33 protein-coding genes and 1 pseudogene are annotated in these 23,996 nt (G+C 61.6%); 14 read left to right on the top strand and 20 right to left on the bottom strand.

The genetic code is table 11. The features are described 5' to 3' along the window. Positions 1 to 171 precede the first annotated feature (171 nt). Positions 172 to 930 (top strand): formate dehydrogenase accessory sulfurtransferase FdhD, encoded by a 759-nt coding sequence (locus tag HMPREF3145_RS08110; RefSeq protein ID WP_070422731.1) that lies wholly within the window; start codon positions 172 to 174, stop codon positions 928 to 930. On the opposite strand, the gene HMPREF3145_RS08105 is transcribed toward HMPREF3145_RS08110, so the two are convergent. From HMPREF3145_RS08105 to HMPREF3145_RS08080, 6 genes are all read right to left on the bottom strand, one after another. Then, positions 927 to 2,450 carry an L-lactate MFS transporter gene (locus tag HMPREF3145_RS08105; RefSeq protein WP_070422730.1) on the bottom strand — a complete coding sequence of 508 codons (1,524 nt, stop codon included), beginning with the start codon at positions 2,448 to 2,450 and terminating at the stop codon, positions 927 to 929. The two genes, HMPREF3145_RS08110 and HMPREF3145_RS08105, sit on opposite strands and share 4 nt — an antisense overlap. A gap of 168 nt (positions 2,451 to 2,618) precedes the next feature. Next, complete coding sequence (gene rplE / locus HMPREF3145_RS08100; RefSeq protein ID WP_070422729.1) at positions 2,619 to 3,206, bottom strand: 50S ribosomal protein L5; 588 nt, start codon at positions 3,204 to 3,206, stop codon at positions 2,619 to 2,621. After that, positions 3,206 to 3,520 carry a 50S ribosomal protein L24 gene (gene rplX, locus HMPREF3145_RS08095; protein ID WP_070422728.1) on the bottom strand — a complete coding sequence of 105 codons (315 nt, stop codon included), beginning with the start codon at positions 3,518 to 3,520 and terminating at the stop codon, positions 3,206 to 3,208. Before rplX ends, rplE begins: the two co-directional genes overlap by 1 nt. Before the next feature lie 2 nt (positions 3,521 to 3,522). Then, positions 3,523 to 3,891 (bottom strand): 50S ribosomal protein L14, encoded by a 369-nt coding sequence (rplN, locus tag HMPREF3145_RS08090; protein WP_070422727.1) that lies wholly within the window; start codon positions 3,889 to 3,891, stop codon positions 3,523 to 3,525. A gap of 326 nt (positions 3,892 to 4,217) precedes the next feature. Continuing rightward, positions 4,218 to 4,472 carry a hypothetical protein gene (locus tag HMPREF3145_RS08085; protein ID WP_070422726.1) on the bottom strand — a complete coding sequence of 85 codons (255 nt, stop codon included), beginning with the start codon at positions 4,470 to 4,472 and terminating at the stop codon, positions 4,218 to 4,220. Between the two features lie 39 nt (positions 4,473 to 4,511). Continuing rightward, complete coding sequence (locus tag HMPREF3145_RS08080; RefSeq protein ID WP_070422725.1) at positions 4,512 to 4,739, bottom strand: hypothetical protein; 228 nt, start codon at positions 4,737 to 4,739, stop codon at positions 4,512 to 4,514. Positions 4,740 to 4,936: 197 nt separating this feature from the next. Between HMPREF3145_RS08080 and HMPREF3145_RS08075 the strand changes: the two genes are divergently transcribed. The 7 genes and pseudogenes from HMPREF3145_RS08075 to HMPREF3145_RS12040 all read left to right on the top strand — a co-directional run bounded on the left by HMPREF3145_RS08075 (position 4,937) and on the right by HMPREF3145_RS12040 (position 10,810). Next, positions 4,937 to 5,728, top strand: a complete 792-nt coding sequence (locus tag HMPREF3145_RS08075) for a formate/nitrite transporter family protein (protein WP_070422867.1) — start codon at positions 4,937 to 4,939, stop codon at positions 5,726 to 5,728. 52 nt (positions 5,729 to 5,780) lie between these two features. Next, entirely contained in the window at positions 5,781 to 7,619 is a 1,839-nt protein-coding gene (locus HMPREF3145_RS08070; RefSeq protein ID WP_246817561.1) for a GTPase, read from the top strand. Further along, positions 7,606 to 9,204: a GTPase gene (locus HMPREF3145_RS08065; RefSeq protein WP_210384180.1), complete on the top strand. Its 1,599-nt coding sequence runs from the start codon at positions 7,606 to 7,608 to the stop codon at positions 9,202 to 9,204. The genes HMPREF3145_RS08070 and HMPREF3145_RS08065 overlap by 14 nt, the downstream gene beginning before the upstream one ends. Positions 9,205 to 9,225: 21 nt before the next feature. Next, positions 9,226 to 10,050 (top strand): annotated as a pseudogene (gene thiD, locus HMPREF3145_RS08060) (bifunctional hydroxymethylpyrimidine kinase/phosphomethylpyrimidine kinase); the annotation flags it as partial. Positions 10,051 to 10,055: 5 nt separating this feature from the next. Continuing rightward, positions 10,056 to 10,277, top strand: a complete 222-nt coding sequence (locus tag HMPREF3145_RS08055; RefSeq protein ID WP_070422723.1) for an antitoxin VbhA family protein — start codon at positions 10,056 to 10,058, stop codon at positions 10,275 to 10,277. Between the two features lie 5 nt (positions 10,278 to 10,282). Next, on the top strand, positions 10,283 to 10,459 hold the full coding sequence (locus tag HMPREF3145_RS12045) for a hypothetical protein (protein WP_246817559.1): 177 nt from the start codon (positions 10,283 to 10,285) through the stop codon (positions 10,457 to 10,459). A 3-nt stretch (positions 10,460 to 10,462) separates the two neighbouring features. Continuing rightward, positions 10,463 to 10,810 carry a Fic family protein gene (locus tag HMPREF3145_RS12040; protein WP_371325705.1) on the top strand — a complete coding sequence of 116 codons (348 nt, stop codon included), beginning with the start codon at positions 10,463 to 10,465 and terminating at the stop codon, positions 10,808 to 10,810. Between the two features lie 164 nt (positions 10,811 to 10,974). Here the strand turns inward: HMPREF3145_RS12040 and glmS are convergent, their stop codons facing one another. From glmS to rpsJ, 12 genes are all read right to left on the bottom strand, one after another. Further along, on the bottom strand, positions 10,975 to 12,840 hold the full coding sequence (gene glmS / locus HMPREF3145_RS08045) for a glutamine--fructose-6-phosphate transaminase (isomerizing) (RefSeq protein ID WP_070422721.1): 1,866 nt from the start codon (positions 12,838 to 12,840) through the stop codon (positions 10,975 to 10,977). 110 nt (positions 12,841 to 12,950) lie between these two features. Then, on the bottom strand, positions 12,951 to 13,235 hold the full coding sequence (rpsQ, locus tag HMPREF3145_RS08040) for a 30S ribosomal protein S17 (protein ID WP_070422720.1): 285 nt from the start codon (positions 13,233 to 13,235) through the stop codon (positions 12,951 to 12,953). A gap of 2 nt (positions 13,236 to 13,237) precedes the next feature. Then, positions 13,238 to 13,477, bottom strand: coding sequence for a 50S ribosomal protein L29 (gene rpmC / locus HMPREF3145_RS08035; RefSeq protein ID WP_070422719.1), 240 nt, complete (start codon positions 13,475 to 13,477; stop codon positions 13,238 to 13,240). After that, positions 13,477 to 13,893 (bottom strand): 50S ribosomal protein L16, encoded by a 417-nt coding sequence (gene rplP / locus HMPREF3145_RS08030; RefSeq protein WP_070422718.1) that lies wholly within the window; start codon positions 13,891 to 13,893, stop codon positions 13,477 to 13,479. The genes rpmC and rplP overlap by 1 nt, the downstream gene beginning before the upstream one ends. A gap of 3 nt (positions 13,894 to 13,896) precedes the next feature. After that, complete coding sequence (gene rpsC, locus HMPREF3145_RS08025; RefSeq protein ID WP_070422717.1) at positions 13,897 to 14,640, bottom strand: 30S ribosomal protein S3; 744 nt, start codon at positions 14,638 to 14,640, stop codon at positions 13,897 to 13,899. After that, a complete protein-coding gene (gene rplV, locus HMPREF3145_RS08020) occupies positions 14,640 to 14,999 on the bottom strand; it encodes a 50S ribosomal protein L22 (protein ID WP_070422716.1) in 360 nt (119 codons plus the stop codon). Before rplV ends, rpsC begins: the two co-directional genes overlap by 1 nt. 3 nt (positions 15,000 to 15,002) lie before the next feature. Further along, positions 15,003 to 15,278, bottom strand: coding sequence for a 30S ribosomal protein S19 (rpsS, locus tag HMPREF3145_RS08015; RefSeq protein WP_018017481.1), 276 nt, complete (start codon positions 15,276 to 15,278; stop codon positions 15,003 to 15,005). A gap of 16 nt (positions 15,279 to 15,294) precedes the next feature. Continuing rightward, the gene (gene rplB / locus HMPREF3145_RS08010) at positions 15,295 to 16,128 is read right to left on the bottom strand and encodes a 50S ribosomal protein L2 (RefSeq protein WP_070422715.1); all 834 of its coding nucleotides are present in this window, start codon (positions 16,126 to 16,128) and stop codon (positions 15,295 to 15,297) included. 39 nt (positions 16,129 to 16,167) lie between these two features. Then, positions 16,168 to 16,473: a 50S ribosomal protein L23 gene (gene rplW, locus HMPREF3145_RS08005; RefSeq protein WP_070422714.1), complete on the bottom strand. Its 306-nt coding sequence runs from the start codon at positions 16,471 to 16,473 to the stop codon at positions 16,168 to 16,170. Next, the gene (rplD, locus tag HMPREF3145_RS08000) at positions 16,474 to 17,136 is read right to left on the bottom strand and encodes a 50S ribosomal protein L4 (RefSeq protein WP_070422713.1); all 663 of its coding nucleotides are present in this window, start codon (positions 17,134 to 17,136) and stop codon (positions 16,474 to 16,476) included. After that, entirely contained in the window at positions 17,133 to 17,789 is a 657-nt protein-coding gene (gene rplC / locus HMPREF3145_RS07995; RefSeq protein ID WP_070422712.1) for a 50S ribosomal protein L3, read from the bottom strand. The genes rplD and rplC overlap by 4 nt, the downstream gene beginning before the upstream one ends. A gap of 35 nt (positions 17,790 to 17,824) precedes the next feature. Beyond that, positions 17,825 to 18,130: a 30S ribosomal protein S10 gene (gene rpsJ / locus HMPREF3145_RS07990; protein WP_034997227.1), complete on the bottom strand. Its 306-nt coding sequence runs from the start codon at positions 18,128 to 18,130 to the stop codon at positions 17,825 to 17,827. A 520-nt stretch (positions 18,131 to 18,650) separates the two neighbouring features. On the opposite strand from rpsJ, the gene HMPREF3145_RS07985 reads away from it, so the two are divergent. Genes HMPREF3145_RS07985 through HMPREF3145_RS07960 form a run of 6 tightly spaced genes read left to right on the top strand, consistent with a single transcriptional unit; the run spans position 18,651 to position 21,846 of the window. After that, positions 18,651 to 19,214: an Asp23/Gls24 family envelope stress response protein gene (locus tag HMPREF3145_RS07985; protein WP_246817556.1), complete on the top strand. Its 564-nt coding sequence runs from the start codon at positions 18,651 to 18,653 to the stop codon at positions 19,212 to 19,214. A 2-nt stretch (positions 19,215 to 19,216) separates the two neighbouring features. Then, entirely contained in the window at positions 19,217 to 19,519 is a 303-nt protein-coding gene (locus HMPREF3145_RS07980) for a hypothetical protein (RefSeq protein ID WP_070422711.1), read from the top strand. A 57-nt stretch (positions 19,520 to 19,576) separates the two neighbouring features. After that, positions 19,577 to 19,777: a hypothetical protein gene (locus HMPREF3145_RS07975; RefSeq protein WP_070422710.1), complete on the top strand. Its 201-nt coding sequence runs from the start codon at positions 19,577 to 19,579 to the stop codon at positions 19,775 to 19,777. After that, positions 19,777 to 20,664, top strand: coding sequence for an Asp23/Gls24 family envelope stress response protein (locus HMPREF3145_RS07970; protein ID WP_070422709.1), 888 nt, complete (start codon positions 19,777 to 19,779; stop codon positions 20,662 to 20,664). Before HMPREF3145_RS07975 ends, HMPREF3145_RS07970 begins: the two co-directional genes overlap by 1 nt. Continuing rightward, a complete protein-coding gene (locus tag HMPREF3145_RS07965; RefSeq protein ID WP_070422708.1) occupies positions 20,648 to 21,289 on the top strand; it encodes an Asp23/Gls24 family envelope stress response protein in 642 nt (213 codons plus the stop codon). Before HMPREF3145_RS07970 ends, HMPREF3145_RS07965 begins: the two co-directional genes overlap by 17 nt. Beyond that, positions 21,286 to 21,846 carry a hypothetical protein gene (locus HMPREF3145_RS07960; protein ID WP_070422707.1) on the top strand — a complete coding sequence of 187 codons (561 nt, stop codon included), beginning with the start codon at positions 21,286 to 21,288 and terminating at the stop codon, positions 21,844 to 21,846. Before HMPREF3145_RS07965 ends, HMPREF3145_RS07960 begins: the two co-directional genes overlap by 4 nt. An 18-nt stretch (positions 21,847 to 21,864) precedes the next feature. On the opposite strand, the gene HMPREF3145_RS07955 is transcribed toward HMPREF3145_RS07960, so the two are convergent. Together HMPREF3145_RS07955 and tuf are read right to left on the bottom strand one after the other, a co-directional pair. Beyond that, positions 21,865 to 22,560 carry a hypothetical protein gene (locus HMPREF3145_RS07955; RefSeq protein WP_070422706.1) on the bottom strand — a complete coding sequence of 232 codons (696 nt, stop codon included), beginning with the start codon at positions 22,558 to 22,560 and terminating at the stop codon, positions 21,865 to 21,867. 104 nt (positions 22,561 to 22,664) lie between these two features. Then, a complete protein-coding gene (tuf, locus tag HMPREF3145_RS07950) occupies positions 22,665 to 23,855 on the bottom strand; it encodes an elongation factor Tu (RefSeq protein WP_070422705.1) in 1,191 nt (396 codons plus the stop codon). Positions 23,856 to 23,996 lie beyond the last annotated feature (141 nt).

Here is a 23,996-nt window from a genome sequence, read left to right as displayed (position 1 = left end):
CATTGCTGTTTGGATGTGTGCCTGTAGTTATAACGAACTCGCACGACATGTCCGTTTCAGCTTGTGGAATTTGCAATTTCCGCCCTGTGGATAACTTCTCTTTGCGCAGGTTGTAGCGCTGCGACGACACCCCTCCGTCCCGCTTGCACCCTAAGCGCTAGCATCGTTGCAATGAGCAGGACCAAGCGCAGTTTCGCCGTCACAAAGATTTCCGCTAGCGGCACCCGCGACACGCGCGCGGGCCAAGTGGAAGTGGAAGAACCACTCGAGGTGCGCGCCGGTGGCCGAGAGGTCGCTCAGTTGTTTCGCACCCCGGGCCACGACATCGAACTCGCCCACGGTGTGCTCCTGACGCAGGGCCTCATTACCACCCCTAAAGACGTCATTACCGCTCGCTATTGCGAAGGTGCCATCGGCGGCGAAAACACCTACAACCTGCTCGATATCGAGCTTTCCTACCCTGCTGCACCGCAGTTCATCGACCCAATCCCATCCCAGTCCTGTGGTATTTCCGCCGAGCAGCGCGTACGGGAGTTGGCGGTCCGCCTGAACGTGCGCAGCGAGTTCGCCCCTATTGATCAGGATGCGATCTTCGCCTTCCCAGAACGTCTCAACCAGGCGCGTCGTCGCGACCTGCCCACCGCGCTCGCTGGCGAGACCGCGCGTCAAGATATCGACGCCGTCAACGCGGTACAGAAGATCGCTGGGCGCTTGCTTCTCGACGACACCCTGCCCGCCCACAACCTCACCCTCGCAGTGGATACGCGCGTGACGTTTGAAATGATGCGTGCTGCAGCAGCGGCCGGCTTCAGCATTGTCGCCACCACACGCGACGTCACGTCGATGGCGGTGGAATTGGCCCGCGAAACAAATACAGCGCTCGTCGGCGCAATTACCGACGAGCGCTTCAGCGTGTACTCGGGCGCTTAGCCAATGAACATGCCAGCAGCCTTCGCGGCAGTGGCCCACAGACCGTAGATAAGCAGTCCAGCGATGATTGCCGCCAGAATGATCGCGACAATCTTGTGGGCCTGGCCCGCGGAAGCCCCACGCGCCTGACCGGCACCAGCACCTTCAAGCGCGGAGGCGCGATCTGCCTCGATCTTCGCCTGAACGGTGTCTTGGTCTTCGAACCACTTCGACGCCACCGGGCGTACAAGGATGTTGGCGATCAGGCCAACAGCAAGCAGGCAGCACATGACGTACAGCGACAGGCGGTAAAGGTCCGGGCCTTCGCCGCCGTTGGCTGCCTGGCGCTCCACGACCATGTTGATGATCAGCGGGCCAGCTACACCTGCAGCCGACCATGCGGTAAGCAGACGGCCGTGAATAGCGCCGACCTGGTAAACACCGAATAGGTCGCGCAGGTAGGCCGGGATACTGGCAAAGCCACCCCCGTAGAAGGACAGCAACACCAGCGCGCAGATCACAAACAGCGCGATGTTGGCGTGGCCGAACCTGGCGAAGATGAAGTAGAAAGCCAACCCGATACCCAGGTACACCATGTAGATGTTCTTGCGGCCAATGACGTCAGAAACCGACGACCAGACGAAACGGCCAGCCATGTTCGCCAGCGACAGCAAGCCAACAAAGCCTGCGGCGGCCGCCGCGGTCAGTGCCGGGAAGTAGTCCTGAATCATCGGTGCCGCATTCTCCAGCACGCCGATACCCGCGGTGATGTTGCAGAACAGGATCACCCACAGGCACCAGAACTGCGGGGTTCGAATCGCGTTGTTGGCGCTAACATTTGCACCGACGATGGCAACCTTGGAAGGTTTGCGCCCCTGCTTCGCTTCGCCCGACGGGGTCCAATCCGGGTGCGGCATGCGGATGCAGTACGCGCCCATAGCGATGACGACGAGATACACGACGCCAAGGGTGACAAAGGTGGGCTGGATGCCCGCGGCGCGGTTGGCGATATCCACACCGCCGCCGTAGAACTCCATGAGGCGGTTCGACGCCGGCGAGGCAATCAGTGCGCCGCCGCCAAAGCCCATGATCGCAAGGCCCGTAGCCAGACCGGGGCGATCCGGGAACCACTTCATCAGCGTGGACACCGGCGAGATGTATCCGATGCCCAAACCGATGCCGCCGATAAAGCCGTAGCCGAAGTACACCAGCCACAAGTTTCCGGTGGTGACACCCAGGGTGGCAACGAGGAAGCCTGTCACCCATAGCACGCCGGAAACTGCCATGGACGCGCGTGGGCCGACTCGCTCGACCCAGGAACCGAACAGTGCGGACGAGATGCCGAGCATGCCGATTGCCAACGAGAAGATCCAGCCCACAGCAACTTCGCCGACACCGAAGTGCTCCATCATTGGCTTCTTGAACACGGAGAACCCGTAGACCTGGCCGATAGAGAGGTGGATGGCGAGTGCCGCAGGGACAATTAGCCAGCGATTGAATTCCCTAGGCGCGATAATTGCGCTTCGGGAGAAGTAACTCATGGGGGTTCCCCTATTATGGATGCCAAACAATGTATTTAATACAGCGGACATCATAACCACCCATAGCCAGCTTCACGCAAGCTTTCTTTCATGCTTTTCCAATACGACAAAACCCCTGCGACCGCAGTATAAAAACCGGGTGCAGGGGTGTCGTCGTCAAGTGAACGCTTATGCGCGCTTCATCTTGCCGTCCTTGTCAGCGAACGGGAAGCCGAGGTGCGTCAGCAGTGCGCGACCCTCGTCGTCGCTACCAGCGGTGGTCACGAGCGTGATGTCCATGCCGCGAACGCGATCGATCTTGTCGATGTCGATTTCGTAGAACATGGTCTGCTCGGACAGGCCGAAGGTGTAGTTACCGTTGCCGTCGAACTGCTTGTCGTTCAGGCCACGGAAGTCGCGAATACGCGGGAGAGCAACCGTCAGCATACGGTCGAGGAACTCCCACATACGGTCGCCGCGCAGGGTGACCTTTGCGCCGATCGGCATGCCCTCACGGAGCTTGAAGTTAGCGATGGACTTCTTCGCGCGACGCAGCTGCGGCTTCTGGCCGGTGATCGCGGTGAGGTCCTCGAGTGCGCCGTTGATCACCTTGGAGTCGCGGGCAGCGTCGCCCACACCCATGTTCACAACAATCTTGGTCAGGCCCGGGATCTGCATGACGTTGTCGTAGTTGAACTGCTCGTTCAGCTTGGTGCGGATCTCGTCCTGGTAGCGGGACTTCAGGCGCGGGGTGTAGTTCTGAATGTTCTCAGCCATTAGATGTCCTTCCCGTTCGACTTAGCCACGCGGACCTTCTTGCCGTTCTCGTCGAAGCGGTAGCCCACGCGGGTCGGCTTGCCGTCGGAGTCCAGGATCATCACGTTGGACACGTGGATCGGTGCTTCCTGGCTGACGATGCCGCCGGACTCGGCGCCGCGCTCGTTGTAGGAGTTTGCGACGTGCTTCTTGATGCGGTTAACACCCTCGACGAGGACCTTGTCGCGCTGCGGGTACGCCTCAATGACGCGACCCTGAGCACCCTTATCCTTGCCGGCGATGACCTGCACCATATCGCCCTTCTTGATCTTCATACTTAGATCACCTCCGGTGCGAGAGACACAATCTTCATGAAGCGCTTGTCGCGGAGCTCACGAGCAACCGGGCCGAAGATGCGGGTACCGCGCGGCTCGGTGTCGTTCTTGATGACGACAGCAGCGTTCTCGTCGAACGAGATGTAGGAGCCGTCCGGACGACGGGTCTCCTTCTTCGCACGGACGATGACAGCCTTAACGACCTCGCCTTCCTTGACGTTGCCGCCCGGGGCAGCTTCCTTCACGGTGGCGACGATCGTGTCGCCGATGCCGGCGAAGCGTCGAACGGAACCGCCGAGAACGCGGATGCACAGCAGTTCGCGTGCACCCGTGTTGTCGGCGACCTTCAGACGCGATTCCTTCTGAATCACAGTTGGTCTCCTGACCTGGGTCAATGTGCGCCAGATTTCCGTCCTGAACGCACGTGGTCAATGTTCTTGCGGCCTATTGCTTATCGACGAACCTCGTGCGCTCGTCCCTCGCACACGAGGAGAGCGCAGTCTGGTCGAAGGGTCTCGGACGCTTCACTCGGAAACGCGTGTCACGCCCGACCAGCAGTAGACAACTGGAGTATTTAACCATGAGCAGCGCCGATCCCCCAAATTGCCGCTAAATCGTGTCGTCTGAAGAAACAAAAATCGCCCCACCCCGAAAGTTAGGGGCGAGGCGATGAGGGTGTCGCAGCGTTAGCGCAACATTAGACAGTGCTTGCGGCAATAGTGCCGAGGCCGAGCACGCTGGTAATCGACAGGATGGTGATGATCCAGCCCACAGAGGACAGTGCAGCTGGGACCAGCAGCAGGTTCGGGGCCAGCGGGCCACCGAGGGCACGCATCTCATTAAGAACCTGGTTGAGCGGCTCCGGGTAGGTCGCAGCCTCAGCGACAGGAGCACCAGCACCGATAGCAACAGATGCCGCAAGAGCAACAGCGGCGAGACGACGGAACTTCATGTTCTTTTCCTTTCAGGGGAGGTGTGTACGTGTCGCGGCTTACTTAGCAGCAGAGACGATGGACTGAATGATCGAGATGACAACGCTCAGCGAAGAGAGCGCTGCCGGCAGCAGAATGATGTTCTGGGCTTCCCAGCCACCGACCTTGTAAATCTCGTACAGAACACGGTTCAGCGGTTCCGGAGCAGGCTGAGCGGTAGCAGCCGGAGCAGCAACAGCAACGGTGGTTGCGACGGCCGCCGCAGCAACAAGACGACGAAGCTTCATGTGAGTCTCCAATTTTCTTAATGAACGGTAGGCATCGGCCGCAGCTTGAACGACCTTGCTCACCGAACATTACCGTGACGTTTTACGGTTTTTGGCAGAATTCTCATTTTCTTTCACGATTTCCCAAAGCTTTCCAATCGCCGAATAGGTATTACCACATTTCCTTTTAAGGTAGTACCTCTTGTACATTGGAGGGCGTGAGTTTCTACGAAGCTGCCCCCGAGGCAATCAAGAATAAGGTCGATCTGTTCTCGACAGAACCTGCCCGATTTGCCACGCGCTCCGTGCTCGCGGGCGTGTACCTGGGCATCATGACGGCATTCGCCGCATCCACGGCACAACTACTCGACGGCTACGCCCCCGGCTGGGGCAAATACGCCTTCGGCGCCATCTTCGCGTCAACGCTGTACATCATCATCGTCTTGCAAGGCGAACTCGCCACAGGTGACATGATGTTCATGACCTATGGCGCCATCCATAGGCTCAACACCATCACCCGCGGGTTCCTCCTCGTCTTCTTTGTCACCGTGTTCAACCTCATTGGTGCAGTGGCGATTTCATGGCTGATTTCCCGGACCACCATGGGCCAGATGGTCGAGGTGGACGGATTCCTCCACGATTTGCTCGTCGCCAAGCTGCAAAAATCCAGTTCCACCCTGTTCGTTGAAGCGATCCTGGCAAACGTCGTGGTCAACATCGCCTTCATGCTGGCCACCCAGGCCGGCAAGGACTTCAGCGCGAAGCTGTGGGGTGTCATCCTGATCATCCCGTCGTTTGCCACCATGAGCTACGAGCACTCCATCGCGAACTTCATCCTCACCAGCCTGGGCGGGTTTACGCTCGGCCCTGAAACCATCGAAGGCTTCACCAACTGGAACGTCATCCGCAACTGGGTGGTCGTTTGGCTGGGCAACTTCGTCGGCGGCGGGTTCATCATGGGCGGCCTCTACGGATGGCTGAACCTGACCAAGACCGGTTACAAGGACTAACCAACAAGGACTAACTCCCCTCACCTTGGGCGTCTCTGCCAAAATGAGACGGGTGAGTACCCAGACACCTGACGTCCTCGAAGCTGTTCGCAGTGTTCGCGATGCCCTCGCGGACACTGCCTTACCTATTGATGCAGCCCCAGAGGCCCGCGCAATTGTCAACCAGCTCGACGACTATGTCCTGCCCCGCCTCGCCAACCTGGACGCGCCGCTGCTCGCCGTGATCGGCGGCTCCACCGGCTCTGGTAAGTCCACGCTTGTCAATGCATTGCTGCGCGAGCGGGTCTCCAACCCAGGCGTCATCCGTCCCACCACCCGGCAGCCAGTGCTAGTGGCAAACCCAGCAGATGCTGATTGGTTTAACTCCCCACAGGTACTGCCAGGCCTGACGCGCTCGCACGGCGCGGGCAACGAGCAATCGACGACGCTGCGAGTCGTAGATACGCAAAGCGTGCCCGAGGGCCTTGCGCTTCTCGACGCCCCCGATTTCGACTCCATCGACGACAAAAACCGAGCCCTGGCAAGTCAGCTCCTTGCGGCTGCGGATCTGTGGGTGTTCGTCACCACCCCGGCGCGCTACGCCGATCAACTTGTGTGGAACTTCCTCCACGACGCCGCTGGCCGCGGCATCGAAGTTGTGGTGGTACTCAACCGCCTGGACGAGAAGGCAGCCGAAACCGTGCCGGACGATCTGCGCCGCATGATGAATGAGGCTGGCTTGCACGACGCAACAGTCTTTACTGTGCCGTTCGTCGCGGACCTTGGCGCGGAGAAGTCTGGAGAGTCCGGGGAGTTTCTCGCCGAAGGCCTTGTCGCTTCACTGCGCGATTACCTGACCACACTCGCCGAGGACACCGTCGCCCGGCGCGACGTGGCTGGCAAGACTGTGGCCGGCGCGGTTCAGACTGCGCTTGATCGAGTGGATACCTTGGTCGGCCGCCGTGAGCGTCAGGAGGCGTTTGCCAACCAGCTCGACGCATCGATCCACGAGTTTTACACCACCGCCAACCGTCAGGTCATCGACGCGACTTCCGACGGACAGTTGCTGCGCTCCGAGGTCATGGACCGCTGGCAGGACGTCATCGGTACCTCTGACGTGTTCCGTGGATTCGAGCGCTGGTTCAGCAGCGCAATAGATAAGGTGGGCAGTTTCTTCACCGGTCAGCCCGCTCCGCTGCGTGAGGTGGAGACCGAGATCGAGTCTGGTCTGCACGCAGTCATCGTCGATGCTGCCGAATCCGCAGCATCGCGCGCCTGGGCGCATACCGGTGCGGTCGCGCCTGAGCTGCGCACCGACGCCGATCCAGCTCTCGCACGCGCCAGCGCCGACATTTCCGATCAGGCGGCGAAACTGGTGCGAGACTGGCAGCAAGAACTCGTCGGACACATCCAGGACACTGCTGGCGATAAGCGTCAGCGCGCCCGTCTCATGTCCTTTGGGCTCAACGTGGTCACCGTGGCACTCATGCTTACAGTGTTCGCCTCCACCGCAGGTTTGACTGGCGGCGAGGTGGCCATCGCGGGCGGTTCTGCGGTACTTGGCCAGAAGCTTTTGGAGACCATCTTCGGCGAAGACACGGTGCGCCGCATGGTCACTCAGGCCCGCAACGACCTCAACGAGCGCCTTGGCGAACTCTTTGCTGCCGAGCGCGACCGCTACCACGTGTTCACCGACCCGTTGCTCGAAGGCGCAACGGCCGAGCAGATCCGCGATGCCTCCCAGCAGGCTCGCCGGGCGGTGGATGCGAAGCTGCTGGGGGTCGTCGACAAGCAAGTGCCCGCGCGTATCGACGACACCCCCAACGACGACCTGAACAACAGCGCCCTGCGTGGCCTGTTTGACCAGCTTCGCGGCAACTTCCGAAAGGGGTCCGACAATGGCGCTGTTTAGCAAAAAGATTGGGCTGAGCAAACGGCTGAGCGCGCTCGAGGACGCTGCCGAAATTGGTGCACCGTACCTGTCCGGCGAGCAACGCGAACGCCTAGAACGCGTGGCCAAGGCTGGCGCCGAGCGTCGCGCCCTGTCCGCCGAGCACACCGTCGTGGGCTTTTTCGGCGCGACCGGTTCCGGTAAAACCTCGCTGTTCAACGCCGTTGTCGGCGAGGACCTGGGCAAAGCAGCGGCGCGCCGCCCAACCACGTCCTCTCCCCTGGCCGCAATCTGGCAGCCGGAAGGCTCTGAGGAACTCCTGGACTGGCTCGGCGTGGAAGACCGCCGCGAGCGCCAAGGCGAGTTTACCAAAAATGCTGGCCCGCTGATCCTGCTGGATCTTCCCGACTTCGACTCGGTAGAGGCCTCCAACCGCGTCATCGCCGAACGCCTCGCCGGCCAGGTCGACGTGCTCGTGTGGGTGTCCGACCCCGAGAAGTACGCCGACAGTGTCATCCATGACCAGTTCATCCGCCCGCACGCGAACCACTCCGCGGTCACACTGGCAGTGCTGAACAAAGCCGACCTTTTGGCGGAGCGCGACGTGGACACCGTAGCTGGCTCTTATGCGGGCCTGCTTCTCGACGACGGCCTGACCAACGTCCACGTCATCCCCACCTCCACCCTGACCGGCGCTGGTATCGAAGACCTGCGCGGCGCGATCGCGCGCGTGGCAAAGGCCCACAATGCGCAGACTGCCCGCATCGAGGCCGACATTGCTTCCGTTGCCGCCCCCTACGCTGGAACGAAGGGGGCCGGTGGTGTGGACAAGCACGCCAAGCGTGACCTCGACACCGCACTGACCAAGGCCGCGGGTGCAGAACGCATCGCGGGCATCACCGCTGCCGCCTACCGCAAACGCCTGCGCCAACGCACCGGCTGGCTGCTGACCTCCTGGATCACCCGCTTCAAACCCGACCCGCTTCGTCGCTTAGGGCTGCGCGAGGATCCCGACGAACTGGGCGTGCACCGCACCTCCATGCCGGAACTCGACGCCGCCTCCAAAGCCGTAGCCAACTCGGGTCTTCGCGATTACGCCACCGCCGTTGGCGAAGGGCTGCCACACGAGTGGGCTGCGGCCGTGGCGGACCGGTCCGAGGAGATCTCCACCGGCCTTCCCGCCGAACTGGACCGCGCTGTGGCCCGTGCGAAACTGCCCGCGGAGCCGTCCAAGGGCTGGGCAGTGCTGACCATCTTCCAGTGGTTTGCGCTGCTCGCCGCCCTGATCGGCGTGCTGTGGTACCTGCTGGTCGCCTTCGTGCCGGGCGTGCTCACACCGCTGCTCGGCACCGATCTGGTACCGGATGTAGAAGGCTGGCCGATTCCTACCCTGCTGATCATGGCTGGCTTACTCACCGGTGTAATCATCGGATTGATATCCGCAGCATTCGGCGGCATGTTGGGATCCGGGGTGAAACGCCGAACGCGCTACGCCATCCAAAAAGAGGTGGCCGCGGCCTCCGAAACTGCTGTGTCCCAGCCGCTGTTGGCTATCCGCGAAGACTATTCCCGTTTTGCCGAGCGCATCGCCCTCGCCGCTGGGTAGTTCCGGGTAGCGTCAGTGCCTATGGCACGCATCCCAAGAGTTCTCTCCATTGCCGGCACCGACCCCACAGGCGGTGCCGGCATTCAAGCTGATCTGAAGTCCATCGCCGCCGCAGGTGGCTACGGCATGTGCGTGGTCACCGCGCTGGTCGCCCAGAACACACAAGGTGTGCGCGAGATCCACACCCCACCCCAGTCATTCCTGCGCGCGCAGTTGGATTCCGTGTTCGACGACGTCACAGTCGACGCCGTCAAGATCGGGATGCTGGGCGATGCGGACACCACCCGCACGGTCTCCGAATTCCTCGCCCAGCACTCCGTCCCCGTCGTTGTTGTCGATCCCGTCATGGTCGCCACCTCCGGCGACCGCCTCCTCACCGAAGACGCCGAAGAAGCTCTGCGCGCCCTCGTGCGCGAGCACGCCACCGTGGTCACCCCGAACATCCCCGAGCTCGCAGTGCTTTGCGACGACACCCCCGCCACCACATTCGACGAAGCGGTTTCCCAGGGTCGTCGATACGCAGCAGATGCGAACGTGTCCGTCCTGGTCAAAGGCGGGCACCTCACCGGCGACCACGCCTCCAACGCGCTGATCACCCCCGACGGCGACACCCACATCGCGGACGTGCCCCGCGTGCGCACAAAAAACACCCACGGCACCGGCTGTTCCCTCTCCGCAGCCCTTGCAACCCGGCTTGTGCTCGACGACGCCCCCGCCGCCGTCGAGTGGGCTTCCGCCTGGCTCCACGAAGCCATCGCCCACGCCGACGACCTCGAGGTGGGCCAGGGTCACGGGCCGGTGCACCACTTCCACCAGCTCTACCGCCTCGCCGAACCGCTAGAATCACCTGCATGACTGACCCGCGCAACGAAGATCAGAAGGTCGCCGCCGTGAATGCCTCGATGATCATGGCGGGCCAACCCATGTCCGCAGAGGACGAGGCGCTTCTGCGACGACAGCTGCGAGGAGATATCTCGGCCGACGAGGCCGTGCTACAGGTGCTCGAAAGGGAAGGCCTGGGAAACACGCCTCGTGCACGTGAACTGCGGCAACGTATCACCGGAGCTGCCTAAACACCATGACACGACGAAGCAACGAGGCCCCGGAAAACCTATTCGGGCTAACAGACCCGGTTGTGCTGGACCGCATCGCTGGCAACCTCGCGCCTCAACGACTCGGCGAGCTCGAAAACGGTCCACTGCTGACCGAATTCACACGTGAATCTCTGCAGTCCACACACCATTACCTCATGTAGGACATTTACCCCTGGGCGGGCCAGATCCGCACCGAGGAAGTTAGTGCGATGGGCATGGCGATGTGCCGAGCGCAATACGTTGAGGCTGAACTCGACCGAGTGATGGGCCGGATCGCGAAACTGCCGGTCTCCTCCGATGACAAGTCTGCTGCAGTAAACACCATCGCGGATCACTGGAGCGAATTGACAATCGTGCATCCGTTCCGGGACGGTAATTCGCGGACCCAACGCTTTTTCTTCGATCAGATGCTGCGCACCTCCGGTTGGGCAGTCGACTGGACACGCATCGACGCCGCAGAAGCCCACGCCGCCCGCTACGTCGGCGCAGCGACGGCTGCCCCTCATTTCTAGCAGAGGTTCTCACCCCGGGAGTATTCGCGCTTGACGCATTGCCTGACAACACGGGTACGCTCAGCGCGACACAGGGGCAGCGGGCTGGTGCTGCGGAGATCTTCCACCAGATGATGAAATACCGCAGCGCCAATCCCGGGGCGCCCTGGCGCGGTCGGTAGCTTCTACTCCACCGTGACGGACTTGGCCAGGTTACGCGGCTGGTCCACGTTCAGGCCGCGTGCTTCTGCGACGGCGCAGGCGAAGATCTGCAACGGGATCGTCGCCAAGAGTGGCTGCAGCAAACCCGGGGACTCCGGGATGCGGATGATGTGGTTGGCAAACTGCTCCACATCCGTGTCGCCCTCTTCCGCGATCACGATGGTCACGGCACCACGGGCGCGCACCTCTTGGATGTTGGAGACGACCTTGGCGTGCAGGTTGTGGCGCGACTTCTTCGACGGCACGATGACGAACACCGGCTGGCCTTCTTCGACCAGCGCGATCGGACCGTGCTTCAACTCGCCTGCAGCGAAGCCCTCGGAGTGCAAATAAGCAACCTCCTTGAGCTTCAGCGCGCCCTCGAGTGCGACCGGGAAGCCGACGTGGCGGCCAAGGAAGAGCACGGACTTTGCATCCGCCATATCCTGGCCCAACTGCTTGACCTGGTCTTCGTTGTCCAGCACGCGCTGGATCTTCTCCGGCATCAGCTCCAGCTCGCCGATGATCTGGCGGATCTCGTCGGCATACTTGTTGCCACGCACCTGCGCCAGGTACAGCGCCAGCAGGTATGCGGCGACGATCTGGGAGATGAACGCCTTCGTCGACGCCACAGCGATCTCCGGGCCTGCGTAGGTGTACAGCGACGCATCCGCCTCACGCGGGATCGAGGAGCCCACGGTGTTGCAGATAGCGACGACCTTCGCGCCCTGCTCACGTGCGTGACGGACAGCCATCAGCGTGTCCATGGTCTCTCCGGACTGGGAAACGGCAACGACGAGAGTCTGCTCGTTGACAATCGGGTCGCGGTAGCGGAACTCGTGGGCGAGCTCCACTTCCGTCGGGATACGGCACCAGTGTTCGATGGCGTAACGCGCCACCTGGCCCGCGTACGACGCAGTACCGCAAGCGACGATGATGATTTTGTTGATGGAGCGCAGCACGGATTCGTCGATACGCAACTCGTCCAACATCAACTTGCCATCTTCGTCGAAGCGACCGTAAAGCGTGTCGCGGACGGCACCCGGCTGATCATGGATCTCCTTCTCCATGAAGGAGTTGTAGCCACCCTTCTCCGCAGCGGTGACATCCCACTCAACCTTGAACGGCTTCGCCTCGGCGGGGGTGCCGTCGAAGTCAATCACGTCGTAGCCATCAGCCGTCAACGTCACAATCTGGCCGTTGTCCATCTCCACCGCGTCACGGGTGAACTCAATGAAGCCAGCGACGTCGGAGCTCAGGAAGTTCTCGCCCTCGCCTACACCGATCACCAGCGGGGAGTTCCAACGCGCCGCAACAATGCGGTCTGGATGGTCCGGGTGGATGGCGAGCAGGGTGAACGCGCCCTCCAGACGGTTCGCTGCCAACTGCATCGCACGGGTCAGATCCCCGTCCGCTTCCGTGTTGTAGATATCCAGCAGCAGCGTGCCAGCAACCTCAGTATCGGTTTCAGACTTGAAGGTGTAGCCCTTCTCTGCGAGCTCAGCCTTCAAATGCGAAAAGTTTTCGATGATGCCGTTGTGCACCACTGCCATACGGCCATCTCCCACCACATGCGGGTGAGCATTCGCATCCGTCGGACCGCCGTGGGTCGCCCACCGGGTATGCCCGATGCCCAGGTTCGATGCTGCGATGGGGTTGTTAGCAATCTCCGCTTCGAGATCCGCTACCTTGCCGGCCTTCTTCCGGCATTCGATCGACTGGTCGTTCACCACCGCAACACCTGCGGAGTCGTACCCGCGGTATTCGAGGCGGCGAAGACCATCGATGATTACGTCTTTCGCGTCACGCGTTGTCGCGTTTGCGCCTACATATCCAACGATTCCACACATGCGGGAAATCGTACCCTTGTGTAAGGGCGCAGAAAAAGTTGAAAACGCAAAAACCGCCCCGGGTTGGTAGCCAACCCGGGGCGGTGGAGTCGTCGAGAAGCGACTAGCTTTTAGCGAGCCTTCTCGATGATGTCGACGAGACGGAAGTGCTTGTCCTTCGACAGCGGACGCGTCTCCTCGATGTGGACGAGATCGCCAACACCAGCGGTGTTGTTCTCGTCGTGAGCCTTGACGCGCTTCGTGGTACGCACGATCTTGCCGTAGAGGGCGTGGGACTTGCGGTCCTCAACCTCGACGACGATCGTCTTGTCCATCTTGTCGGACACGACGTAGCCACGGCGGCGCTTCTGCACGGCCTTGTCCTTGGTGTTCTCAGTCACGTTTGCCTCACTCATGGTTATGCCTCAGCTCCCGTGGACTCCGGGACGACGGACAGACCAAGCTCACGCTCGCGCAGCACCGTGTAGATGCGAGCGATGTCGCGCTTCACGGTGGAGATGCGGCGGTTGTTGGTCAGCTGGCCGGTTGCAAGCTGGAAGCGCAGGTTGAACAGCTCTTCCTTCGCCTCGTTGAGGCGGCCCTTCAGCTCGTCGTCGTTGAGCTCGCGGAACTCAGATGCGGGGGTACCGTTAGCCATTAGAACTGGTCCTCCTTCTTGATGACGCGGACCTTGCACGGCAGCTTCGCGCCTGCACGGCGCAGCGCCTCAATGGCAGTTTCCTCGTTGGGGTAGGACATTTCGAACAGGATGCGGCCAGGCTTGACGTTGGCCACCCACTTCTCCACCGGGCCCTTACCGGAACCCATACGCACGCCGAGCGGCTTCTGGGTCAGCGGACGATCCGGGAAGATGTTGATCCAGACCTTGCCACCACGCTTGACGTGGCGGTTGATAGCAATACGGGCAGACTCGATCTGGCGGTTCGTGATGTACGCCGGCTCGAGGGCCTGCAGGCCGTAGTCGCCGAAGTTGATCTGGTTGCCACCCTTGGACACGCCAGAACGGGTCGGGCGGTGCTGGCGGCGGTATTTCACGCGCTTAGGGATGAGCATGAATTAGCCCTCCTTCTTCTGCTCTGCCGCCCGGCGACGCTGGCCGCCGCGGCGCGGGCGACGGTCGCCACGTCCACGACGATCGTTGCTCGGTGCATTGAGCTCAGACTCGCGGACGCCACCGACGACGTCGCCCTTGTAGATCCACACCTTGACGCCAATGACGCCGAAGGTGGTGTGTGCTTCTGCAGTGCCGTAGTCGATCTCCGCGCGCAGCGTGTGCAGCGGAACGCGACCCTCGTGGTAGCGCTCGACACGGGACATTTCCGCGCCGCCGAGACGGCCGGACGTCATAACCTTGATGCCCTTGACCTGCGGGTTACGCATAGCGGACTGGATGGCCTTACGCATGGCGCGACGGAACGCGACACGGTTGACCAGCTGCTCGGCGATGGACTGAGCAACCAGGGTGGCGTCTGCATCGACGTTCTTCACCTCGAGGATGTTCAGTGCAACCATCTTGCCGGTCAGCTTCTCCAGCTCACGGCGAATACGGTCAGCCTCAGCGCCGCGACGGCCGATGACAATGCCCGGACGTGCGGTGTGGATGTCCACACGGACGCGGTCGCGGGTGCGCTCGATGACAACATCGGAGATGCCAGCGCGCTCGAGGTTCTTCTCGAGCCACTCGCGGACCTTGATGTCCTCAGCGACGTACTCGGCGTAGTTCTTGTCGGCGTACCAGTGGGACTTCCAGTCGGAAGTGATACCCAGGCGCAGGCCGTGTGGGTGAATCTTCTGGCCCATTACTTGGCCCCTTCCTTGGACTCGACAACAACGGTGATGTGAGAGGTGCGCTTCCGGATCTGGAATGCGCGACCCTGTGCACGCGGCTGGAAACGACGCATGGTCGGGCCCTCGTTTGCGTAGCACTCGGCAATGACGAGCGTGCGCGGATCCAGGCCGAAGTTGTTCTCCGCGTTGGCTGCTGCGGAAGCAACAACCTTTGCAACGTCCTTGGACGCACCCTGCGGGGCGTACTTCAGGATAGCGAGTGCCTCAGCAACCGACTTGTTGCGGATGAGAGCAAGCACGCGGCGTGCCTTCATCGGAGAGACGCGAACGAACTTGGCAGTCGCGGATGCAGTGGTGATGGTGTCAGCCATTGCTTATCGACGTCCCTTCTGTTCCTTGACGTGACCCTTAAAGGTCTTGGTCGGTGCAAACTCGCCGAGCTTGTGGCCAACCATGGACTCGTCCACGAACACCGGCACGTGCTTACGACCGTCGTGGACGGCGAAAGTGTGACCGATGAAATCGGGGAGAATGGTCGAACGGCGCGACCAGGTCTTGATGACCTGCTTGGTGCCTGCCTCGTTCTGAGCATCCACCTTGTTGAGGAGGTGCTCGTCGACGAACGGGCCCTTCTTAAGGCTACGTGGCATGTCTGTTTACCTCCTCTTAGCGCTTCTTCGAGCGACGACGTCGCACGATCATGTTGTTGGAATAGCGGTTCGGGTTGCGGGTGCGGCCTTCCTTCTGGCCCCACGGCGAGACCGGGTGACGACCACCGGAGGTCTTGCCCTCGCCACCACCGTGCGGGTGGTCGACCGGGTTCATAACCACACCACGCACGGTCGGGCGCCAGCCCTTCCAGCGCATACGACCAGCCTTGCCCCAACGGATGTTGATCTGGTCAGCGTTGCCGACCTCACCAACAGTTGCACGGCAGCGGATGTCCACGCGGCGGATTTCGGAAGACGGCATACGCAAAACTGCGTAGTTGCCTTCCTTACCCAGCAGCTGGATGGACGCGCCAGCGGAACGGGCCAGCTTTGCGCCTGCGCCCGGCTTGAGCTCCACAGCGTGGATGGTCGTACCGGTCGGGATGTTGCGCAGCGGCAGGTTGTTGCCAACCTTGATGTCCGCGTTCGGACCAGCCTCGACGATGGTGCCCTGCTTCAGGCCCTTCGGGGCGATGATGTAGCGCTTCTCACCGTCGTAGTAGTGCAGCAGTGCGATGTTCGCGGTGCGGTTCGGGTCGTACTCGATGTGAGCAACCTTTGCCAGCACGCCGTCCTTGTCGGAGCGGCGGAAGTCGATCACACGGTAGCGACGCTTGTGGCCGCCGCCGCGGTGACGAGTGGTGATGTGGCCGTGGGTGTTACGGCCACCCTTCTTCGGGAGCGGGCGCAGCAGCGTCTTTTCCGGGGTCGAACGAGTGATCTCGTCGAACGCGGACACGGAGCTGGCACGGCGACCCGGAGTTGTCGGCTTGTACTTACGAATAGCCATAGTGGTTCCTTTTCTATCGTCTCTTCAGCGAGCCGCGGGTTACGCGGTCGCACCGCCGAAGATGTCGATGGAGTCGCTGCCCTCGCGGAGAGTGACGTAGGCGCGCTTGGTGTCCTTACGCTTACCGAAACCGGTGCGGGAGCGCTTGCGCTTGCCCTCACGGTTGACGGTGTTCACCGAAGCGACGTCGACGCCGAAAATCTCTTCCACGGCAATCTTGATCTGGGTCTTGTTCGCGGACGGGGACACGTAGAAGGTGTACGTGTTCTGCTCCATCAGGCCGTAGCTCTTCTCAGAGAGCACCGGGGCGATGATGATGTCGCGCGGGTTAGCGATCTTTGCCATTTACTTCTCCTCCTCCGCAGCGGCGGCAACAGCTGCGCCGCGGTTGATGAAGGTGTGGAGTGCCTCGACCGAGAACACAACGTCATCAGCGTTGAGGACGTCGTAGGTGTTCAGCTGAGCCGGCTCAATGATCTGGACGCCCGGCAGGTTCCTTGCGGAGAGACGGGAATTCTGATCATCACGGCCGATCACCAGCAGGACCAACTTGCGGTCGGTGAGGCGCTCGATGAATGCACGAGCGGACTTCGTCGACGGGGTCTGGCCCGGGACGAGATCCTCCACGATGTGGATGCGCTCGTTCTGCGCACGGTTGGTCAAAGCGCCGGCGAGGGCAGCCTTGATCATCTTCTTTGGGGTGCGCTGTGCGTAGGAACGCGGCTGCGGACCATGCACAATGCCACCACCGGTGTAGTGCGGAGCACGGATCGAACCCTGACGGGCGCGACCGGTGCCCTTCTGGCGGAACGGCTTCTTGCCGCCGCCGGAAACCATGCCGCGGGTCTTCGTTGCGTGGGTGCCCTGGCGCTTAGCAGCAAGCTGTGCATTCACAACCTGGTGCATGAGTGCCACGGATACCTCGCGGTCGAAGTACTCGGCCGGCAGGTCGACGGAACCCTTGGTAGCTCCGTCTGCGGTGTGGACGTCAAGCGTCAGCTTCGTCATGCGTGAGCACCGCCCTTCACTGCGGTCTTGACGGTAACAACGGAACCCTTTGCGCCAGGGATGGCGCCCTTGATCAGGATGAGGTTGTTGTCGCCGTCGATGCGTTGAATCTTCAGGTTCTGGGTGGTAACGCGGTTACCGCCCATGCGGCCAGCCATACGGGTGCCCTTGAACACGCGACCCGGGGTCGCGCAGGCGCCGATGGAACCCACACGACGGTGGGCAGCCTGGTTACCGTGGGAAGCACCCTGGCCGGCAAAGCCGTGGCGCTTCATGGCACCGGCGTAGCCGTGGCCCTTGGTGGTGCCTGCGACGTCGACGAAGGTGTCGCCTTCGAAGATCGTTGCATTGAACTCCTGGCCGAGCTCGTAGCCCGAGGTGTCGTCCATGCGGATCTCAGCAACGTAGCGACGCGGGTTGACGCCAGCCTTCTTGAAGTGGCCAGCCTGCGGCTTCTTAGCCTTACGGGGATCGATGTCGCCGTAAGCGATCTGGATGGCGGAGTAGCCATCGGTCTCAGGGGTACGGATCTGGGTGACAACGCACGGCCCAGCCTCGACGACGGTAACCGGGATAACGCGGTTCTCCTCGTCGAAGATCTGGGTCATGCCGAGCTTCTTGCCCAGAATGCCCTTGATCTGGTTGTCAGACATGTGTTAGTTCTCCACTACTTACGTTGGGGATTGCTCTACTGGATGTTCACGTCGACGCTGGCCGGCAGATCAATGCGCATAAGCGCGTCTACCGTCTTCGGCGTCGGGTCGAGAATGTCGATGAGGCGCTTGTGAGTGCGCATCTCGAAGTGCTCGCGAGAATCCTTGTACTTGTGGGGAGAACGAATCACGGCGTACACGTTCTTCTGGGTTGGCAACGGCACCGGGCCGACGACGCGGGCACCCGTACGGGTGACCGTCTCGACGATCTTCTTCGCGGATGCGTCGATCGCCTCGTGATCGTAGGCCTTCAGCCTGATGCGGATCTTCTGTCCCGCCACGCTTACCTCTTCCTCGCATCCCCACGTTCGTCCTTCTCTCTCCCGCTCGTTTCGAACGGAGTGAGAAACGGGCCGAAGCGGTGGGGTTTGTAGCTTCTAGTTTCTCTATAACGTTGTCCGGGCTGGGCCCTTGGCTCAACGCCAGTGTCTTTTCTGACTGTCATGACACATCCGGAAGTTGAGACCTGCGCAATAAACGCGCCGACGCTCAGTGCTTCCGCCAAGGCACGTTGTTGGCCGACACGTCATCGTCGACAAGCAATATGCCCGGGTATCAGACACGGAAGGGTGCGTGACCCTCGCGTACTGCCGCTGTTTATTTGCCATGGCCCCTTCACCGGTCTTCCGACTGGAAGGTGTCATGTTTGCCGAGCCACCGGCCGACTTCCGTCAACCCATGTCAAGGCAACCTGCGTATTAAAACACAAGGTTGCCACCAACGCAAGCCCGCTTGACGACGACAACCTGTGTACCCTTGTTCCCATACCGTGCGCGTCATCTATATAGGCGCACTCGGAACATGAACATCACAGTTGAAAGGACCGTCATGGCCGACCAGAACGCAAACAACGCTGCAAACAACACTGCAAAGAACACCCCAGCAACCACCTCGACCGCAACCGAGACCGAGAAGCAGCGCCCGCGCAACGAAAACCTCGAAACCGAGCACGGCAGCACTGTTATCGACGACAACGTTGTTGGCAAGATCGCCGGCATCGCAGCACGCGAAGTCTCCGGCGTCCACAACCTCGGCGGCGGCGCAGCCCGCATGTGGGGCGCAGTCCGCGAGTCCCTGACCTCCTCCACCAACGTCCAGCAGGGCGTCAACGTGGCAGTCGAGGACGGCCACGCATCCGCCGCAGTTGCCATCATCGCCGAGTACGGTGTCGCCATCCACGAGCTGGCAAACGCCATTCGCGAAAACATCACCGTCGCCATCACCCGCATGACCGGCCTGATCGTCGACCGCGTCGATGTCACCGTCCACGACGTCAACCTGCCGGAGCAGGAGACCGCAGGTGAGAACTACGACGACGGCAACTACCAGGCAGTCAACCAGTCTGTAAACCAGCAGATCCAGTAATCATGGCCAACACCCCCGTTACCCAAGAGGTTGCGGAGGGCGTCCGCGACGCCACACTCGCCGTCAACGGAGTAGCAAAACTCTACGGCGGCCGACTCGGCGAAATCGCAACCTACTTGCCGCACCAACGCATCGAAGGCATCCGATCTGTCTCACGCAACGGCAAAGCAGGCCTCGAAGTCCACTTCACCTTCGACGTCGCCTCAGGACGCAACGTCCACGAGGTCGCCGAAGACGTACGCGCCGCAGCACTGAGCGCTTCGGACGCCGAGTTCGTGGACGTCATCGCCGGCGATGCGCAATAGCAGCAACACGGGCTACGCCCCCGCACCTCACACAACAACCCGAAACGTGGTTTAACAATGAATCTCTTTGCCAACAAGGCACTGACCGGCGTCATCATCGGCGTCATCGTTGCCTTCTTCGTCACATTCGGTGGCTGGGCCGGCCTACTCTGGCTGCTGCTGTTTACCATCCTCGGCGGCGTAGTAGGCGCCCAACTCGACGGCCGCCTCGACCTAGCCAGCATCATCGGCAACGGAACCGGCCGGAGCAATAGCTGATGGACACTTCCTTCTACCACGTCAGCGAACGCACCATCGAGCGCGTGGCGGAAGTGGCGGCCTCAACAGTGCCGGGATCCCGCAACATCGACGCGAAATTGGCGGGCCTGGCGGGCCGCAGCCTTCCGCGCATCGAGGCACACATCGACCGCACGACGGGCCTTGTCGCCATCGATGCCGAGATTGCCACGTCCTATCCCGCGCCCGTCGCGGCGATTACGGACGCTGTGCGCGCCACCATCATCGCCCACATCCGCACCCTCACAGGGATGGATGTCTCCCGCGTCAACGTCACCGTTGCCAACGTCGAATCGATCGAGGATGGTTCCCGTGTGACCTGGGACGATGTTGCGACCCACGATGCTTTCATCATCCCAGAGCCCATCCAGGTTTCTCCCTCCGAGATCACGCACCCCGTGACCAACGAGCGCGAGGAACTGGCGCCGATCGAAGCGCGATCGCTTGTCGACGACATGCGTGCCGTCACCACACCAACTCCCCCAAGCGTACGAACACCGAAGCAGCCCCAACCGGTCACCGTTTCTGGCGTTGACGTGCCCGAGCCACTCGAGCCGTTCGCCCCAGAGACGCCCATGCCCGTGGCTCTGCGCGCCCCGTCGCTGCCAGCGTTGCAGCCCCTCGCCCCGATCGCTGTCAAGGCGTTCGGGCACATGCGGCCGGTTGAGGTGCCGTGGCAGCGACCGTTGCGCGATATCACCGTAGATAGGCAGCCGCTCAAGCCGGTGACAATTCAGCCCAGTGCGCGCCCAACAAGCCCGCGCGGCCCGGCTCCGAAGCCCGTGGTCACCCCCCAGGCCCCACAGCCGAAGCCACTTCAGCAGATCACGATAGAACCGGTGGTGAAGTACTATGACCGAACCAACTAGCGCCCGCCCAGTCGGGCCACACCCCGGCGACGAACCGCTAGGCACCCCTGCATCGCGCTGGATCGCAGTCCTCATCAGCCTGCTCCTCATCGTTTTAGCGGGTGTCGGCGCGCGTGACCTCTGGTACTACACCTACGAGTCGGAATCACCCGAGCAGTCCTGGTTTGGTCGCGCGTTTGAGTTCCTCGGCTCGTTCACCACAGAGATCCCCGCCGTCATCATTGCGTGCCTGCTGGCCTTGGTCGGCCTTGTGCTCATCGTGGTTGCGCTCAAACCCCGCCCGCACCGGTTTGTCCGAGTGAACTCCCCAGTGTCTATCTGGACCCGTCCCGTCGATGTGGCACGAAAGTCCACCAACACGGTTCACAGCGACCTCGGTGGCGAGCAAGTACGCTCCAAGGCGACCCGCAAGTCGGTCAAGGTACAGGTTGTCGACGACGGCTCCGGCCCCGCAATGCAAGAACGCATCACGCGATCGCTCAACAGCGAGCTCAAGAGCCTCGCCGCGCCTCCTGCGGTGTCCGTGAAGGTGTTGCCTAAGGAAACGCCTCAGGCACAAGTCACCACCACGGCGCAGTCGACGCCCGAAGTGTCCGACGTCCGTCCCCCGGAGGTGCACCGATGACCAAAACACTGAGCTTCTTCAACCGTCTGGTCACGTTCCTGCTCGGCCTGTTGATGGTCGTTGTGGCCCTATTCCCCATTGCGGAGTACTGGGAAATCCCGTACCTGAGCGATTTCCTCCGCGACATCGACCGCAGCCGCGTGACGTACCTCGCCTACGAGGACTGGTATACCAAGGCGCTTATCGCCGCCGCTATTGTCCTGGCCGTGTTGGGATTGTGGATCTTGCTTGCAAATCTACGCTCCCGCGCGTTCTCCAACGGCAACATCGTGCCAGCCGATGCCGCGCACGGTGACACGGTAATCAACGTTCAGCGCGTCGCCGAGGCAGCCTGCAACACCATCCAGCGTCTCGACGAAGTCCAACGCGCCGACAGCCGCGTCGCTATGGTCGGCCAACGCCCGACCGTCACGTTCACCGTCACCGCGAACCCGAACTACCCGTTGGAAAGCGCCATCCGCGCTATCGAGGCCGCAGACGACGATTTCCGGCTCGCAAGCCACACCATGGACATCGATACCGTATGGAAGCTGCAATTCGATAGGATCTCCGCCTAAACGCGGCTTCGCGGCTGTCTAGGCTTCCTCCTGAACTTCCAGCGGCAACACCGCGGTAACTCGCCCCAGCACCACCGGCTCCCCACCGGAGGCTGGGGCGATTGTCATGTCCGCCCCCGCCTCGCATTGAAGAATGCGTGCCCAGGCGAAGGTATCCACGTCAACATCACGACGCGCCTGTACCCAACGACGGATCCGGCTGCCGACCACAGCCCTTGCGCCATCTTCCAGCGCCACCAACCACCGGTTCGCTCCTACGCTATCTTGCAGCAATCCCGCCAACGAGCGACTCTCCCCCGGCGTAAAAAGCTTCAAATGACGGACAATCCCCAGCCGATGTTCCACCCCCTCCACATCAGTTAACACGAGCGGTAACCCCGGACCGGTACGTCGCATCGACGCATACCGCCACACCGACGGCATTCGCCCTGGGTGCGCCGCGCTTCGCACCACCACTTTTCCGTCCACCAAGGTAACCTGAAGGTGCGGTTCGACGGTGGTGAAGGTAATGGGGGCGGAGGTGTTGTCGACAAGCGAAGGATGCTCCTGAGAGAGCTGCTGAAGAACTGCGAGCGCCTCTGCGTCAGTTGAGTCCCACCCCAGCCCACGATTGCCCAATACCCCAAATAATTGGCCGAGGCTCAAATCTGGTTGCCCCTCCCAAACCTCTTGAAGCGCGGCCAGAATCTTCGGGATACGTGTTGGGTCCTGCACACCTCAGACCATAAACCCCCCTCAGGGCATGCAAAAGGCCGCCCCTCCCAAACGGGAGAGGCGGCTTTGGCGTTTATCCGACGGTTACGTCAGATCGACTCGAATTAGTCGAGGATCTTGGTAACGCGGCCAGCGCCGACGGTGCGGGAGCCCTCGCGGATAGCGAAGCGCAGACCCTCGTCCATAGCGACCGGCTGGATGAGCTCGACGGTCATGTCGACGTTGTCGCCCGGCATAACCATCTCGGTGCCCTCCGGCAGCTTCACAACACCGGTCACGTCGGTGGTGCGGAAGTAGAACTGCGGACGGTAGTTGTCGAAGAACGGGGTGTGACGGCCGCCCTCGTCCTTGGACAGCACGTAGACGGAGCCCTCGAACTTGGTGTGCGGGGTGTAAGCGCCCGGCTTAATGATGACCTGGCCGCGCTCGACGTCCTCGCGCTTCAGACCACGCAGCAGCAGTGCAGCGTTGTCGCCAGCCTCAGCGGTGTCGAGAAGCTTGTTGAACATCTCGATGGAGGTGACGGTGGTCTTCTGGGACTTCTCGCGGATACCGATGATCTCGACCTCGTCGTTGAGGTTGAGGACGCCACGCTCCACACGACCGGTAACCACGGTGCCGCGGCCGGAAATGGTGAAGATGTCCTCGATCGGCATCAGGAACGGCTTGTCGGTCTCGCGCTCCGGATCCGGGATGGAGTCATCGCAAGCCTGCATGAGGTCGACGATGGACTGAACCCACTTCTCATCGCCCTCGAGAGCCTTGAGAGCGGAGATGTGGACGATCGGTGCTTCCTCGTCGTAGTCCTGCTCAGCCAGCAGCTCGCGGACCTCCATCTCGACGAGCTCGATGATCTCTTCGTCGTCGACCATGTCGCACTTGTTCAGTGCAACGAGGATGTACGGAACGCCAACCTGGCGAGCGAGCAGAACGTGCTCACGGGTCTGCGGCATCGGGCCGTCGGTAGCAGCAACCACGAGGATTGCGCCGTCCATCTGAGCAGCGCCGGTAATCATGTTCTTGATGTAGTCGGCGTGGCCCGGGGCGTCGACGTGTGCGTAGTGACGCTTCGGGGTGTTGTACTCCACGTGGGAGATGTTGATGGTAATGCCGCGCTCGCGCTCCTCCGGGGCCTTATCGATCATCGCGTAGTCGAAGGCCTTGTTCTCCTCCGGGTACTGGTCTGCCAGTACCTTGGTGATCGCAGCGGTGGTGGTGGTCTTGCCGTGGTCGACGTGACCAATGGTGCCGATGTTCACGTGCGGCTTAGTGCGCTCGAACTTTTCCTTTGCCACTGATTGTCCTCCTGGACTTCATGGTGGCTACGACCTTCGCAGCCACGTGGTTTGCTTACGCCCAACCGCTACAGCCCAAAACGGATATAGCGACGGGAGCCATTTCACAATGTGCCAGTTACAAGATCCTAGGTTCAAAAA

The sequence above is a fragment of the Corynebacterium sp. HMSC05C01 genome (genome assembly GCF_001807155.1).
Lineage (GTDB): Bacteria > Actinomycetota > Actinomycetes > Mycobacteriales > Mycobacteriaceae > Corynebacterium > Corynebacterium coyleae.
The sequence above is the reverse complement of the archived record's forward strand: the minus strand, read 5'-3'. Positions and strand labels throughout refer to the sequence as shown.